This is a genomic window from Candidatus Dependentiae bacterium (genome assembly GCA_020431705.1).
Lineage (GTDB): Bacteria > Babelota > Babeliae > Babelales > Vermiphilaceae > JAGQHQ01.
On record JAGQHQ010000002.1, the window covers coordinates 62,615 to 79,196 of the forward strand.

Consider the following 16,582-nt stretch of genomic DNA (forward strand, 5'->3'; position numbering starts at 1 on the left):
TATGTACAAAAAGCATTGCGAGTCAAATAGCCTTGAAGTAAGCACATGGTATCCCATTGATTATTTTACTAGTTTGTTGATATTTATTTGTATCAATGTCTTTTTTAAATTTGATTGACCATTTATTATTTTTTTCTTCTACAAGAGTTCCATGATATGGGGTAATGCAAGAGTCTGGTGATAGGCGAATTCCAAATTTTTTATCAATATATTTACTAAAATGTAGTGTTAGGCGTATATGATTACCGTATATGCTATTGTGAGAAAATATTTCATCCAAAAATTTCCTCATTCTACTTTGTCTGGCCATGAGCTTAACAGCAATATCTTTAACAGATTTTTTTTGTATTATTTTTTTACCCTCTTGATAATCAAATTCTAGTAAAATTCTTTGTTTTAGTGTTTCAGGTAGATTGTATTCAATGCTTGTTATAAAATCATCATTGTTTGGAGGATAACTATCAACGATGTTACGCATTGTCTTCTGGGCATTTTTAAGATCAACATTATAGAGGATCATATGTGACATATCCTGAGTTGTAATTAACGTAATGTATGCTAAATCTTGAGAAAGCTTTTTGAGTGTTGCTTCGTAGGTGCTAATTTCGTCATCAGTAACGTCAAAGAATTCACCAAAAAAAGTACCATCGCAAAAAATGGTTATATGTGCGCCTGGCTCATATATTCGAGAAATATCTTGGAAAATTGTATTGAGATATTCAAGTGATTTACGCTCTGCCATATCTGCACTTGTACTAATTACTTTTTTTTCAATGTTCTTTGATTTAAATGGGAATCCGACAACCAAAAATGCTAGTGGTGTTTTATGCGAGACAAAGGTGTTTATTTGTTGTATAAAAGCCTCTACGCCCTGGGCATGCTCTGGTTTCTGCTGTATGCCTTGACTAATGCTGCACTGATCTATATCAAATGTAATACGATGTTGCTCTAATATGGAGTAAATATGTTTAGCTACCATATAGCTATTATTTTTTTTGTATAAAAATAATAATATCACACTTGTCATTAGGGAAAATGTTAGCGCGATAATGAAAATGGTAGAGTGTTTTTTTGATACCATAGCTGTTTATCTTTCTTTCTATGTAAATATCTTTTTCTACATATGTAATATAGCGGTAGTGTGTTATTTTGATTGTGTAGCATCAACGTAATTTAACAAAAATCCACCGTACTTGTATTGTTTTACTGGGAATTTTTTGACTAGATATCTATCGGTCAGTGTTACACTTTCCTTGTTAACGACAGGTGTCTTGTGCCATGGTGTACCACGTACATTAAGTGTGGCCTGTAATCCAAGTTTTTCTTTGCTTCCATGAATAGAAGCGCGAATGTATTCTGTCTTGTAATTGGGTATTTCTTTTTCCATAAATTTTCGTACCCGTTGGGAGCCGTCACTAATATCTTGTGCTAATTGTTGAGCGAGTTCTTTTGTGCGATTTTTGACTCCTAACTGAGATAAAATATATGTATTAAAAAATCTGTATGCTAGATTGTTATGTTGTATTTCTTTATATGTTTTACCTTTAATTAAAGTATTATACTTTTGCTGTGTTGCAGTTTCCTTGTTTTGGAAGAATCGTTCTATACATTCTTTTTTTTCTTCTAAAAGTTGTGCAATGATATTATTTTTTATTCGTTCTTGCTTAATTTCTCCGTCTATAAAGGTTATATAATCACGAATATGTGGCAATGGTTGTACTGGAATACCCTGATATTCTTTAGTATAAAGTTCTTGAGGATTATCCATATGAAAAATAGATACATGATCAAATAAAGCGATAAGTTGCCTCATTTTCTCTTGATATTTTTCAACAGATCCTACTTTAAATAATGGTTTGCCTGTCAGCTTTTTGCATGTTTCATCCATATCGCTCAAGAAAAAATCATAAGGAAATGTGACAACATGTGCTCCTGGTTTATATACTTTATTGATCTGCTCACCAATATTATTGAGTGTTTTTAGTGCTATGAATTCACCAAAATCTGGTTCTATACCCAAAATTTTACGTTCAATATTAGATGATCGAGATGCAAAGCTTGGCACAATAAGGGTTATTAGTTTTTTTTGTTTGATACGAGATTGCAATAGTAAAACGAGTTGTTCTTTTTGCATTGTATCGCCACTTCCGCTGTGTTGTATGAGAAAGTCAGCTATTTTTTCAGCAATACTACCTTGTGTATCATGGTTAATGGTTGGAAGTATTTTTATATAGTGTTGCGCTCCTGAAGGTAACGTTTTTGTTTCTTTCATTGCATAAAACGGTATCTCAACAAGTAGTGCTATTATTAACAGCAGTTTTTTTATATTCATTTTTTAGCCCATATTGCAAATATCACTGATAGGTATTTTTCAATTATAAAAAACGTTAAAATATACAATCAATAAAATCATTCTTTTTGGGGTTTTGATAAAAAGATATGTATTGACTATAGTTATTGTATTAAAGATAGAGACAAGGAATATTAATATGAAAAGGAATAAATAGGGCTAAGCCCAACGATAATAGGACATGTGCGTAAAAGCTATTATCTTCAAAATAAAAGGGATATGAATGTTTTTATTAGCATGTATTGTCTTATGCCAATCGCGTTGCATAATCATTCTCCGTTTATTTGTTAATAATAATTTTTCAAACAATACTATTTCGAATAGTTACATCAATTGTTACCTTTGTCAAGCCCACTTTGGTTTAAAGATATATATTTTAATATGATGAGTACATGTTGTAATATGCCATATTGATAATCAAACCAATCATGAAAATGATGCATACAAGAGAAGTGTTACCATAGCTTACAAAAGGTAAACCAATTCCTTTGGTGGGGGCCAACCCAGTAGTAACTGCAAGGTTAATAATTGTTTGTAGCGAAATTAAAATAATAAAACCAAGAGTGGCGAATATACAAAATGAATCTTTCATCTGCCAGGCAAGCTTCATACCAAAATAAGTGAAAAGCATATATAAACTTATCAATAGTAACGAGCCAATAAATCCAGTTTCTTCTGCGATAATAGAGAAAATAAAGTCTGTGTGTTGCATGGGTAGATAAAAAAATTTTTGTTTTGAGTTGGAAATACCAATTCCACAAAAACTACCAGAACCAATTGCAATAAGTGATTGTATAATTTGAAATCCTGCGCCTTGTGGATCATTCCAGGGATTCAAAAAAGTTAAAATACGTTTTATGCGATAGGGTTTTATCAAAATAAGCGTAATGACAAGGGGAATGCATGTAGCAAATAGTGCAGATAAATAGGCTGCGTGAAATTGCCCGATAAAAAGAAGTGTGATAGCGGTTGTTGCCAATGTAATAGTCAAGCCAAAATCTGGTTGCTGTAATAAAATAATGCTAGTAATACCGATAATTACTAAAAAGGGTAAATAAGTTCGTGCAAAAGAAATAGTACGACGTTCTCGTTTGCTTAAAAAATAGGCGATATATAAAACAAATGCAATTTTTAATAATTCACTTGGTTGAAAGCTAAATCCAGCAATATTTAACCACCTACTTGAACCGTGAATACGATAAGAGATTATAGGTATTAGCGTAAGTGCAGTAAGAGAGAGTGTGCCAATAAATAAGAGTGGGCTTAATTTTTTTATTAAATTCAATGGGGTAAAACGTGCAATAATAAAACCAACAATACCGAGTGATAAGCCGAATAATTGTTTTTTTATAAAATAATGAGAAAAACCAAATGTTTCTAGTGCATAAACTGAACTTGCTGAGTAAATAAAAAGACACCCAATTAAAATAAGGATTACAGTAATACCAATAAAAATACGTAAATCAATTTTTGTTTGTGCATGTTTAACAATCATATAACTTTATTTATGCATTTTTCTGTATATATAGTTTTTTTTGTGTAGCTAATCGTACGAAGAACTATTCTGCCTTGTCAATAAAATTATCTGTATATCACAGTTAATATTTTTATTCTGCTTTAACAAATTGCATTAATTTTATTTACTATTACTTCTAAATTTTTAAAGCGTTCAATTGGTGTAGGAAAATAGCCTAAGTCAATGTAGGGGCACATGGTGGTAAGTGTAGAGTAAGCATCAAAAAGAGGAAGATATTTATGGACCATATTTTTGACGTCTTTAATCCTATAATGAGCGAATTGTGAAATTAAAAAATAAGTAAAAATAGAGTAGGCTAGCTTCGTTTTTTGGAAAAAAAAAGGAACTAGCCAATGCTAAAAAGCATAGAAGAAGTTTACTACATAATTGACGAAATTGTACAGAACGGAATTACACAAAAATCAAAACAAGGACGCAAAAGTAAGATGACAGTAAGCGAAGTGATTACAGTTCTAATCGAAGGTCACAAAAGAAATTTCTTTACAGAGAAACAACTTTATAGGTTGATTCGAGCAGAGCTTTCAGGATGTTTTAAAAATATTCCAAGCTATCCACAATTTACTCGGTCAATTAGAAAAGCTTTGCCATATATAGATCTTGTTTTAGCTGTTTTTACAAAAATTAACGCAAAAAAGTATCAAGAGTTTTGCATTATTGACTCAAGCTCACTGCCCGTATCTGGGTATAACAGAAAAAACGTTAAGTGGGCTTTAAATTCTGCTGGCATAGGCAAAAATATGCATGGATATTATCAGGGTTTTAAACTTCATATAATAATTAATCAAAATCGAGAGATCGTTTCTGTTGCGACTACCCCGGCTAATGTACATGATGTAAAAATGCTAAACGATGATCAATTTATAGCACATATAAAAGGTCTTTTGATAGGCGATAAGGGTTACATTGCGCAAGTAAAGACTGCTGTTTTAGCCTACATGTTTAGGACTTTTGAATCGGATGTATCGATTTTTTAATTTCACAATTCGCTCCCTATAATATAGGGATATTTTAATTATGAATAATAAGCAATCTTATTTTAAAGTATTTATGAATTTTGGGATAGGTTCTAAAATTAAGAATAACAATAATGAAGATATTACAGAATAGATATAAGACAGTTATTTTTATTGTAGTTTTCACTTTTACATCAGGTTTTTTGCATGCAATGGAAGAGAAAAAACAAGTTGTATGGAATCATAATAATGATGATGCTGAATTTCAATCTCGTATTTTTTGGTATCAAAAAGACTATTTACGAAAGATTTTTGAACCTATTTGTACACGTTTATGCACTTGTGAAAAACAAGTGGATCTTAAGCACTATATTATACCTGCTGTTATAGGAGGATCTTTCTTAGTCGGCGGTATTTATAGTTTATATAAAGGAAATTTTAAGACAGCCGTAGCCTGTGCTGGTGGTAGTATGGCATCATGCTTGTTTTTTCCTGCTGGTACATTTGCTCAGAGAGAATTTGATACTAGTAATCAATATAAAAAGATTAAGAAACATCTTTTAAAAAAGATTAAAGAAGAACCAATATATCCATTGTATCCTGGGTGTGATAAGTTTACCACTGATGCAATTCGAGACCTGTATCAGGCGCCGCAAAAATTTAATAATGAATATAAAACATCAGATATGGTAGCTTCGTGGATATGCACGACTAAGACAAAAAGAAATAAATTATTTAATGATATAAATAATAAGCGCGCCCAAATGCCATTAATACACTTTTTTTTAAGTTTTTTATTTCCGAAGAAAAGAGAAAATTACGATGCTATATATAACGGTGGGTTACACAATATCATGTATATGTATAATGGCGAGTTATGCGATACTATATATAAAGGTATTATTATCGATTTACGAGAGTATACAATGCATTTGTTTGATGTATTAGGAAAAAAAGAAATCGATAAAATACTTACTCAACAAAAAAAAGATAATGGGAACTGTAGGCAAAAACTAAGCGCACAAGCATTTTCTTTTTTTATAAAAAATATTAATGAAAAACAACTAAATCGTTATCTTAATAGATTTTTGTCGTTTCAAAGTGTGAATACAACATCAAACACAAAAAAAGAAAAAAAATGTGTGAACTCTACTCATGCTGCTGTTACAATACAAGATCTAGATAATTTTTCTATTAAGGTACACAATCTTCAAATAGGCTTTAAATATAATGCTTTGTATGTTTTATATGCTGCGTTACAAGAAGGTGTTTTTGCAAAAAGTGATCACGCTGTTTTTACAAAAAAAATTCTTGGAACAACGCTATCTGCTACAAGGCCAATACAGATGTGTTTTTGTAGTCATGCAGAGATACTTTTTGGTAAACGAGGGAGTGGTGTGAATGAGAAAGTTGATTCTGTAAAATTTCAAAGTACTTTGTGTAAAAATGATAAATTTCATCGTTTTTATAATATAATGAATCCTCGTAATATTGATAAATTACCCTTTGATTTGGCTAATTTTAGTATCTATGAAAATGTGGTAGATCTGCTATTTCAAAAAGTTAGTAATACAGATTTTTGTACATTTCCTATGTCTATCAATGATTTTAATATATTGCGAAAGATGAATGTTGTAGCATTGGAATGTTATCTACAAAATATATTAAAGAAAGATTAGTATACTAATGTAATGACTAACTATCATAAGAGAGCAGAGTTGCTTCCAACATGGAAGTTATTTGTGATGTGGAACCTTTGTATTGGGAAAGGTATTTTGGAAGAAAAAAACATGGAAAAAGAAGTGTTGTATAAAAACGGAGATGGAGGTGTGCGAGTTTTTGTTTATTTACCTGATGAAATAATAGGAAGGATACGGTGGCATTTATTGGCGAGCTTAGGTATATTTTTAGAGAATATGTTTTATAGGATCTAATATTTTTTTACTCCACGCGTTAAAATGCTTGAAAATACTATTCAAATTGCCGTATCTTTCATATTTTTTTTCAATACTATCATATAAAAAATCTCTACTGTTTTAAAAAGTCAATAAAGCCTAAGTACAATACTTATCGATCTCACCAATATTTACAATAATTACCTCCTTGGCAATACTATAAAAATACTTGTGCCTAAAAGTCTCATATGTATTGACTTTAAGTGTTTTTCTATTATGCAATAATTATTGCATAATGCAGAAAAATTGTTATAATAGTTTTAATCATATTTTTGACAATTCAGTTGTGGTTTTTTACTTCAAAGAACTTTTAGTGGTAAAAAATGCTATTTTTTCGGGGTATGCTATGAATAAAAAAAGTATAATATCGGGTTTTTTTTTAGTTTTTATTTTTGTAACAGGCTTTTTGCATGCGATGGAAGAAAAAGACTCAGTTGACTGTGATAAGAATGTGGTACTTCAAGCTCAGAAAAAACATTTACAAAAAGTTATTAAGAATGCTACTTCCGCACATTCCGATATTGATATTGGTCTTAATCGATATGTCGTACCTGCTGTTATAGCAGGGTCTTTCTTAGTTGGCAGTATTTATAGTGCATATAAAGGAAATTTTAAGATAGCTGGCGCCTGTGCTGGTGGTAGTATGGCATCATGCTTGTTTTTTCCTGCAGGTACATTTGCTCAGAGAGAATTTGATGCTCGTGTCTGTGAAAAAGTAGAGAATGCCGTTTTAAATGAACTTATACAAAAACCAGTATATCTATTATATCCTGGTTGTAATAAGTTCACCGTTAATGATATTAAAGCTTTGTATCAGCAGCCAAAAGAATTTAATAACGCATATGTAGCACCTATCGCTATAAAAAATAGTATTAGATCGTATATGCAAGTAAGCGCACAGGATAAAGCATTGATTCATGAGCGAGCACAGAAACCGTTGATAGGTTTTCTTTTGAGCTCTTTGTTCTCGAAAGAAAAATTAATAAGCGGGGAGATGATCAATGATGTTTGTATAGCATTGTTTAAGGCTGATCTAAGGCAATTTACAAGTCATTTGTTGGATACATGGGGGAAAAAAGAAATTGATACAATATTGGCCAAAGGCTCATCTTGCAATGCGAATGATTCGCAAAAACTTAGCGCACAAGCATTTTCTTTTTTTGCAAAGAATATTAATAAAAGTGCACTTAAATGTTTTTTGTCATTTCAAGATGTAAATACAATATCAAATACGAAAAAAGAAGAGATAGGTAGAAAAAGTATAGATATTTTTTCTGAAAATCTAAAAAAAATGCATTTTGCCATTTCAAGGTGTAGATACAATATCAAATACGAAAAAAAAGAGATAGGTAGAGAAGATCTATATAATTTTTCTAAAAAGGTAGAAAATATTCGACTCGGTTCTAAATATAACGCTTTGTATATTCTACACACTGCGTTTCAAGATGGTATTTTGGCAAGAAGGAATTTTTTTGAAGGAGTAACGTTATTTGCTACTGATTTGATATGTCAGTGTTTATGTGATCATGCAATGGTACTTTTTGGTAAACAAGAGGATGCGAACAAGGAAAATTGTTGTTTAAAATTGAAAACTACTATATGTAAAGATGGGCAGTGTGCAGCTTTGATAAAAAAAGCACAACGTAGATCTGATATAATATCTTATGATTTGGCTAGTTTTTATTATGATAAAAATAATGTAAATTATGATAAAGTGTTTTGTGATACATGCAAAGATAAATACATTTTTTCTATGTCTAGCAAGAATTTTAAAACGTTACAACAGATGAATGTTGTTACTTTTAAACATTATTGGGAAGGTGTTTTTGACAGAGATTGGTATTCTGGTGTAGTTCATGATTATAAAACGAGAATCAAGTTACTTTCAATTCGGTGTGAACTTATAAAAGCGAATCTTCTTGCTACCAGAAGAAATAGGCCATATAAAGACGGAGATGGTAAGGGATTTCCTGTTTATTTACCTAGAGAAATAATAGAAAAGATATTAAAGTATTGTTCTATTGACATATCCAAATAGGCTTCCAGCAAGTTATTTTAATTAATTTAAGGTATAAAACTGTATATTTAAGCTTTTTTGGCATTGCTACCGGAAAGCATCAAAATTAACTTTTTAAAATAGTTGCCACGTTCTTCGTAATTTTTAAATAAGTCAAAGCTAGATCCGCTTGGCGATAGTACGATTTGCACACCTGGATGTGCTTTTTGTAGCGATGCTTGAAATGCATCATCAAGATTGGAATAGTGTTGTGCGGGAATGTTATTTTGTGTGCACATTTTTTTCAACTCTTTTGCTTCTTTACCAAAACAATAGATAAAGCATACTTTATTTTTTAGTTGCGTAATTAAATCTGTACGGTCGATACCTTTACTGAGACCACCTAAAAATAAATGAATCGGCTTGCCTTGTAACTGATTAACAGCCGCAAGAGTAGAGGAGGGGGTTGTTGCTTTTGAGTCGTTGTAAAAAGTTATGCCATCAATAGTCGTAACCTTTTCAAGGCGATGCTTTGGTAATGTAAATTGCGATTGTATATTTTCGGATTTAACTTTTTTACCAAGCAAATAGAGTATGGCTGTAATAATGAGCCAATTCTGTGTAAATGTTATATTTGGAAAAAAAGATAGGTATATAATGCTTTCTTCTATATTGTTTTTTGAGCCATAATGTCGCATAATTACAAGATTGTTTAATGTAAAAAAATAAGAACATCGATCTAAAAACTGTTTTGGTTTTTGATCTGAAAAAAAAGAAATATTTGATTTATTATTTTTGGGCAGTATCTCATGAATACTAAGTGGCAAGAGAGCCTTTTGATGCATGTTCTGATACTTTATAATATTTAATTTTGTTGTACAATACTGTTCTACAGTTTTATGCCGATCTAAATGGTTTGGATATAAATTTGTTATGATTGCAAAGTCAGGCGCAAATTGCTTGCAGTACTCAAGTTGAAAGCTAGAAACTTCTAAAATAATGTAATCGGCATTGTTTTGTTTCGACAATAAGCTTAATGTGGAAATACCAATATTGCCACCAACTAATACGGTATGACCATATTTTTTTAATATTTCTTCCAATAGCGTTACAATGGTTGTTTTTCCTACAGAACCGGTAATAGCAATAAGTGGTTTTGTGCAAAATTCTTGAAAAAGGTCGAGCTCAGCTAAAAATTTATGTTGATATTTTTTATATGGAGTAAGATCAATGCCTGGACTTACAACGATAAAATCATTTTCTTGGAAAAAGTAGTTGATATTTTTTTGATGGCAGAAAAAAGCGTTATACTTTTGGAGAAAATTTTTTTCTGAAGCCGTTAGATTTTTATCATTACATACGGTAATATAAATATTTTGCGTATGTAAGAATGAAACTGCGGCTTTGCCAACAACTCCCAAGCCCCAAACACCAATCTTTTTGTTTGTGCGATTAAAAAGCGCCTTATTTTTTGATTTCATGGGGCAAGTGTACGATTTTTTATAGAAAAACACCATAAAAAAAGGTACAATACGAAAATCTATGGCGTTTAATATTAAAAGGATTTAAATCATGGCAGAACAAGTTGATAAAGCAAAAAAAGTAAGCTTCAAAGAAACATTAAATCTGCCTAAAACAGAATTTCCATTGCGAGCGAATGCTGTAGTGAATGATCCAATTATGATTAAACGATGGGAAAAAGAAAATGTATTCAAAAAATCTTTCGAGTATAATGCAGGCAAAGAAAAATATATTTTACATGATGGCCCCCCATATGCAAATGGACATATTCATTTGGGAACTGCGTACAATAAAATCCTAAAAGATATTATTGCAAAATCACAACGCATGATGGGTAAGCATGTACCAGTAACACCTGGCTGGGATTGTCATGGTTTACCGATCGAACTTAAAGTTACGAAGGATACACCGGGTCTTGAACCAAAAGAATTAAAAGAAAGGTGTCGTGCGTATGCACAGCATTGGGTTAATGTACAGCGCCACGAGTTTAAGGAGCTTGGTGTACTTATGGATTGGGACGATCCTTACTTAACTATGGCACCAGAATATGAAGCATCAATTATTCGCGCATTTGGCGAATTTGTTGATCAAGGATACATTGAACGTAAAAATAAGACGGTACCTTGGTGTTCATCATGTAAAACGGTATTGGCTACAGCTGAAATTGAATATTATGATCGTAAAGACCCTTCAATTTATGTTCTTTTTGCACTAGAACAGCAAGCTATTGATATAGTATTGCCAACATTAAAAGGCAAGGTAGTTTATGCGCTTATTTGGACAACAACACCATGGACATTACCACTTAATCGTGCGGTGTTACTTAAGCCAAAATCAACCTATGCGATACTTAAAATTAATGATAGATATATAGCTGTTGGCAAAGAACTTGTAGCAAAAATTGTACATATGCTCAAAATAGAAAATAAGGTTATAGCTGAATTTATTTCAGATGATCTTGTTATGCAACAAGCTCAAGCGTACCATCCGTTTGTTGATGAATTAACTGTACCGCTGATTCTTGACCATGGTGTTGCGCTTGATGAAGGTACTGCTTTTGTGCATTGTGCGCCTGGTTGTGGCCCGCAGGATTATGATATTGGTGTGCAACACAAATTGGAAATTTTTTCTCCGGTTGGTCCGAGTGGGTACTACCAAGAAGGTATTTTTCCGGCTGAACTTGAAGGTATGTCTATTGTTGATGCAGCGGGGTGGGTGATTACAAAGCTCAAAGAAAAAAATGCATTATTGCACAAATCAAGCATTGTACACTCGTATCCGCATTGCTGGCGTTGTAGAAATGGTTTAATTTTCCGTGCAACAAAGCAATGGTTCTGTGATTTATCGAAAAACAATTTGAAAGAAAATGCTCTTAAAGCGATTAATGGTATTACCATGTTGCCAAAAAAATCGAAAAATCGTTTACTTGCAACAGTAGAAGGTCGGTTAGAATGGTGCTTATCTCGTCAACGCGTATGGGGAATACCTATTACTGCGGTGTTATGTATGCAATGTGATTATACTTATATAAATAAAGAGCTTATTAAAAAGGTTGCGCAAGAGATAGCAAAAAAAGGCATAGAATATTGGGACATTGTTGATGTTAAGCAATTGTTGCCTAAAAACTTTACATGTCCAGATTGTCAAAGTGCGGAATTTAAAAAAGAGGTAGATATTCTTGATGTGTGGTTTGACTCTGGTGTAAGCCATTATGCAGTTCTTGCAAAAAAAACCAGTCTAGGATTTCCAGCAACAATATACCAAGAAGGGAAAGATCAACATCGCGGATGGTTTCAAAGCTCATTATTTACCTCGATGGTACTACATGGTAAGGCGCCAATGGAGATTATTTTGACCCACGGTTATACCGTAGATAAAGATGGCCGTAAAATGTCTAAATCACTTGGCAATGTGGTAGCACCGCAAGATATGATTAAAAAAATGGGTACTGACGGGTTACGCTTGTGGGCAGCAAGTGTCGATTATGGTGGGGATCTACTTGTTTCTGATGTTGTTGTTGATAATGTAATTCAAGTTGGTAGAAAGATTAGAAATACCTGTAGATTTTTACTATCAAATTTATATGATTTTAATATTAAAAAAGATGCTTTACCACTAGATCAACTTCTGCCTATCGATCAATATGCATTGCAACAACTGTTTGAGGTACAACAATCGATACGTGCTTTCTATGAAGAATATAATTTGAGTGCTGTGTTTCATGAACTTGCAGATTATTGTACGGTTAGTTTGAGTTCTTTTTACTTGGATATTGTTAAAGATAGGCTGTATGTTGAAAAATCAGATGGTGAGCTTAGAAGATCAACGCAAACAGCGTGCTGGTATATTTTAGATACGCTTACACGGTTAATGGCACCGGTTATGTCATTCACTGCAGAGAGTGTTTCTGATCATTATCAGCAAGATAAATGGGATTCTATTCACTTGCAGGATTTTGCAGTGCTAGAAAATATCTGGCAACTACTAGCTCAGAAAATAGATGCATTAGCAATTCGCTGGGATTTATTAAAAAGCATTCGATCAGCAGTCTTAAAAAGCATCGAGGTATTACGTGAGAAAGGTATTATAAAACATTCGCTTGAAGCGCGGGTAACATTGTACTTTGATACAAAAAAGGAAATGCTCGGGATATTACCTGCATTTTTTGGAGATTTAAAAACGGCAGGGCAAACAGCTGAGAGCTTTTTCAAAGAGTTCTTCATAATTTCTCAATGTACGATACAGCAAAGTGATGATGACTTACAAAAATCAGAACTTGAAGGTGTGTTTGTTTCTGTGCAAAAAGCACAGGGAAATAAATGTCTGCGTTGTTGGCATTGGAATGTTATGGAATATGAAGATGAATTGTGTAACAGATGTCAAGGTGTTTTGAGTTGATTTTTTGGTTGAGTATATATTGGTTGAGTATATAGGCGAGTAAGTTGATTTATAGATACTAAAGGAGCCACTCTTGTAAGTGGCTCCTTTGCTTTTGGTGTTCTCGATTTAATATGGTAATGTTATTTCTTTTTAACTTGTTCGAGTTCTTCAATTATTTCAACAAATTTTTCTAATTCTCGTTGTAATTCGTAAATAGAAGATGGTGCCGTAATAGTCTGTTTGATGGTATCTGTTGCTTGGCTAGCCCCTCTACCACCCATATATGCATATTGCTTATCAGCGCTTACTTTCTTTTCTATGTTGTTCCAGTCATTTTTTATTGTTTTAATATTACTGCCAAGAGTCTCAAGAGTCTCTATCTTTTTGCGAATCTTTGCTTTCTTGAATGAGTCTCGATAATGTTTTTTTTGTGTTTCATTTTCTAATCGATCAATGCGCCTGGTAAGAGCTTTGAGTTTATCTGTTGCTTTTCGTACAGCTTTGATACCTTGTGGTAGACTAAGCATTGCAACATCAACTTTCACTTCTTTATCATCAACTAAGTGCTTTTGAATATTCTTAAGTGTCGCATCATATTCCTCAATAACATCGATAGATTTCTCTACGTTGTTGATAATTTCATCAAGGTAACCTTCTGCAACAGCGTCCTTTTCTATTGTTACAGATTTAATCGGTGGTTTTTTTGTTGCAGGTTGTTTGCCAGTTTTCTTTGCTTCTAGTTTGCTTGGTGTTGATTTTGTATCAGTTTGCGACCTAGCAAGGGTTGGTTTTCGACGTGTACTTGGTTCAGACGGTATGTAGGTTGGACTTGTAGGGGGGTATGATCTTGCCGGAGGAGAGTATGATGGTTCTTGACTATATCCTTCTGCGTAATAAGGAGTTCTACTACTGCCAACTGCTGGAGAAGGCGTAAGTGAATAGCGTTTGCCAAGTGTACCTTGTTGTGTTTTTTGTTCTTCTGATTTCCGTTGAGCTGCAACTGAAGAAAATCCAGCAAAAAGTGCGTCTAGCTCTTGAAGGATTTGTGTGGTAAACAATACTTCACCAATAGTGCTGCTTACTTGTTGAATAGCAGCACGTGCAGATTTTGTGAGTTTAGTTTGACCGAATTCAGGCGCTTGTACTTGCGAAACATGTTGTTTTGTTGCTGTTGCCAAGTGTTCTAAATTATGTACTAGCGACTTATTAGTAACAAGCATGATGATGTAATTATATTGCTTTGTTTCAGGATCACGATCTTTTACTTTATACAGTTTTTGTACAAGTTCTTCTATTTGAGTTTTAAATTGAGACCATGTTTTCCCGGGTTGCCAAGAGCGGATTTTTTCTTGTCGGGCCCATTTTTCTACTTTACTTTCTATACCTGGAATAATTTGAGTCTTACGTAAGAATGTTTCTATTTGATCTATAGCTGTTTCAATAGATTCAATTGCTTTTTTTATTTCTGGTAGCTCAACAGATTCAACTATTTTTGGTTTTGGCTTAGGTGCTTCTGATGGAGTAGGCATTGGAGTTGATAGTGGCGTTGTTGTTGGTTCAGGTTTTGGTTGTTCTTTTACTGGTAGTTCTGTTATTTCTCCGCTAAAAACACCTTGAATGAAATTATCAAGTTCATCGGGCTTCATGTTATTCATTGTTTCTGTTAATTCTTCAACATCTTTCCAAAACTGTTGTTGTTGCTCTGGTGGAAGATTATCAACGAATGAATTAATTTCTTTATCAAGCTCTGCAAGCATTTTTTGATCTTCTGGTGTTAAAGCCAAAGGAGGTTGTTGTGTATAAGTAAAGCTGTATAGTAATATGCAAAAAAGATAAACGAATACACGAGTAATTGATTTTATAGTCATGAGTAGAATCCTTTCTGTTCACAGTGTTTAGTAGAGTATAGTATAGTCGGATGTCGAGAGTATACAAGTGGGTACTATTGAAAGAAGAATGGTAACAAGCGGTTTTTTCCTTGTTGAGGTTTTAATTGCCCTAGTTGTTTTTGGCAGTATAGCAAGTACTATAGCATATTACCAATGGCATATATCATGTTGGCAACGAGAAATAAAATTATACAATAAAGCTATTAATAAAGCACGTTTTATAGTTGATGTATTAATTAATAATCATGAAAATGTCGCTTATGACACAGAACATAATTTGTTTACCATTACACATGATGAAAAAAATATACATATTAAAGAAATGCCCTTGAGTAAACAGTACAATCTTATTATTGTAACAGTTTTTTGGAAAACGCCTACAAATCAATCGCGTTCGTATCAACTTATTTCTGGTACAAGCTAAAAAGAAAGGGAGTAATGAGTAAGTATGGACTTAGTGGGTATTCTCTTATTTCTTTTTTAATGTATTTAATGTCATTTAGTGTTTTGAGCCTTATTGTATTTGAGTATGGCATTCATATGAATAAAAATGGGTTTTTTCAGCAACATACTGTAAACAGTATTATTTCGTTGTCTATTGCATGTGATGTATTAATGCGAGATATTTGTCAGGCTCCAGCACAATTGGTGATGTGGAAAGAGTGCAGTCAAAATATGTTGATCTGGAGATTTTCAAATAAGGATATTGGATGGTATCTCGATAATACTATGTTGGTGAGAGTAGAAGGGGTATATAATAAAAATCAAGGCTCATGGAGCAGTAAAAGAAAAAGCGTTGTTGCGACACATATAAAAAGCATCACCTTTATACCGCGCCATACTGAGGATAAGAAAAAAATTAGGGCAGTCGATATTGTTTTGATAAGTGATAAAGGACAACAGAGGTGTAGAAAGCAAACAATAAATTTAATAAATAGGGTGCTTGCATGAAAAAAATAGATCAAGAGGGATCTGCCATCTTATTTGTCATTTTATTCATGACAATATTACTTTTGCTTTTTCGAGTAAACTGGCGGAGTACAAAATATTTTTTTGACCTCGTTTTGCAACGAGGTGCATGTGAGAAAAGAAATAAACTAACACAAGCACTTCTTAATTATGGTATTGCATATAGCAGACAGCAGTTCGATGTTATCATGTCAAGCACACAAGGTATAAAACCTCAAATTGTTACAATTGAACGGTGGCCAACGACGCCCTCATTATATGGAGCAAGGTTATCTTTGGAAAAAGTAGAAAAAAGAGGTATAAAAATTTATGCAGAATTATTGCAAAAGGATGAAAAAGTTGAAAGTATGATTTGCATTGTACAAAAAGAGGGCGGCACATTTATGATTAGCGAATTCTGCTATGCGTGATAAATGTATTGCTTTACTTTTGTCCACAATACTTTTAAACAGTGCATTTTTTTGGCCACTATACTTTTTTTGGTGTATATTTTTTTTCCTTATTCCGATTTTTTGGTATACGAGGAAATATA

General features: G+C 32.8%; 12 protein-coding genes. 7 read left to right on the forward strand and 5 right to left on the reverse strand.

The annotated features are described in order from the left end of the window. Positions 1 to 22: 22 nt before the first annotated feature. The 3 genes from KC460_00915 to ftsW form a co-directional block, all read right to left on the reverse strand. Complete coding sequence (locus tag KC460_00915) at positions 23 to 979, reverse strand: L-tyrosine/L-tryptophan isonitrile synthase family protein (protein ID MCA9769911.1); 957 nt, start codon at positions 977 to 979, stop codon at positions 23 to 25. A 165-nt stretch (positions 980 to 1,144) separates the two neighbouring features. Beyond that, positions 1,145 to 2,332: an L-tyrosine/L-tryptophan isonitrile synthase family protein gene (locus KC460_00920; GenBank protein MCA9769912.1), complete on the reverse strand. Its 1,188-nt coding sequence runs from the start codon at positions 2,330 to 2,332 to the stop codon at positions 1,145 to 1,147. Between the two features lie 394 nt (positions 2,333 to 2,726). Beyond that, positions 2,727 to 3,845 (reverse strand): putative lipid II flippase FtsW, encoded by a 1,119-nt coding sequence (gene ftsW / locus KC460_00925; protein ID MCA9769913.1) that lies wholly within the window; start codon positions 3,843 to 3,845, stop codon positions 2,727 to 2,729. A 374-nt stretch (positions 3,846 to 4,219) separates the two neighbouring features. Between ftsW and KC460_00930 the strand changes: the two genes are divergently transcribed. The 3 genes from KC460_00930 (at position 4,220) to KC460_00940 (ending at position 8,833) form a co-directional block, all read left to right on the forward strand. Beyond that, positions 4,220 to 4,861 (forward strand): transposase, encoded by a 642-nt coding sequence (locus KC460_00930; GenBank protein MCA9769914.1) that lies wholly within the window; start codon positions 4,220 to 4,222, stop codon positions 4,859 to 4,861. A 113-nt stretch (positions 4,862 to 4,974) separates the two neighbouring features. Further along, the gene (locus KC460_00935; protein MCA9769915.1) at positions 4,975 to 6,519 is read left to right on the forward strand and encodes a hypothetical protein; all 1,545 of its coding nucleotides are present in this window, start codon (positions 4,975 to 4,977) and stop codon (positions 6,517 to 6,519) included. 622 nt (positions 6,520 to 7,141) lie between these two features. Next, on the forward strand, positions 7,142 to 8,833 hold the full coding sequence (locus KC460_00940; GenBank protein ID MCA9769916.1) for a hypothetical protein: 1,692 nt from the start codon (positions 7,142 to 7,144) through the stop codon (positions 8,831 to 8,833). Positions 8,834 to 8,880: 47 nt separating this feature from the next. On the opposite strand, the gene murD is transcribed toward KC460_00940, so the two are convergent. Continuing rightward, positions 8,881 to 10,272, reverse strand: coding sequence for a UDP-N-acetylmuramoyl-L-alanine--D-glutamate ligase (gene murD / locus KC460_00945; GenBank protein MCA9769917.1), 1,392 nt, complete (start codon positions 10,270 to 10,272; stop codon positions 8,881 to 8,883). A gap of 91 nt (positions 10,273 to 10,363) precedes the next feature. Here murD and ileS point away from each other — a divergent pair, with 91 nt between their 5' ends. After that, positions 10,364 to 13,210, forward strand: coding sequence for an isoleucine--tRNA ligase (ileS, locus tag KC460_00950; protein ID MCA9769918.1), 2,847 nt, complete (start codon positions 10,364 to 10,366; stop codon positions 13,208 to 13,210). 122 nt (positions 13,211 to 13,332) lie between these two features. Here ileS and KC460_00955 read toward each other — a convergent pair whose 3' ends face one another. Further along, entirely contained in the window at positions 13,333 to 15,060 is a 1,728-nt protein-coding gene (locus KC460_00955) for a hypothetical protein (GenBank protein ID MCA9769919.1), read from the reverse strand. 67 nt (positions 15,061 to 15,127) lie between these two features. Here KC460_00955 and KC460_00960 point away from each other — a divergent pair, with 67 nt between their 5' ends. From KC460_00960 to KC460_00970, 3 genes are read left to right on the forward strand one after another with little or no spacing between them, the layout of a single operon-like run. Beyond that, positions 15,128 to 15,505: a hypothetical protein gene (locus tag KC460_00960; protein ID MCA9769920.1), complete on the forward strand. Its 378-nt coding sequence runs from the start codon at positions 15,128 to 15,130 to the stop codon at positions 15,503 to 15,505. A gap of 14 nt (positions 15,506 to 15,519) precedes the next feature. Continuing rightward, on the forward strand, positions 15,520 to 16,032 hold the full coding sequence (locus KC460_00965; protein MCA9769921.1) for a hypothetical protein: 513 nt from the start codon (positions 15,520 to 15,522) through the stop codon (positions 16,030 to 16,032). Beyond that, a complete protein-coding gene (locus KC460_00970) occupies positions 16,029 to 16,460 on the forward strand; it encodes a hypothetical protein (GenBank protein MCA9769922.1) in 432 nt (143 codons plus the stop codon). The genes KC460_00965 and KC460_00970 overlap by 4 nt, the downstream gene beginning before the upstream one ends. Positions 16,461 to 16,582 lie beyond the last annotated feature (122 nt).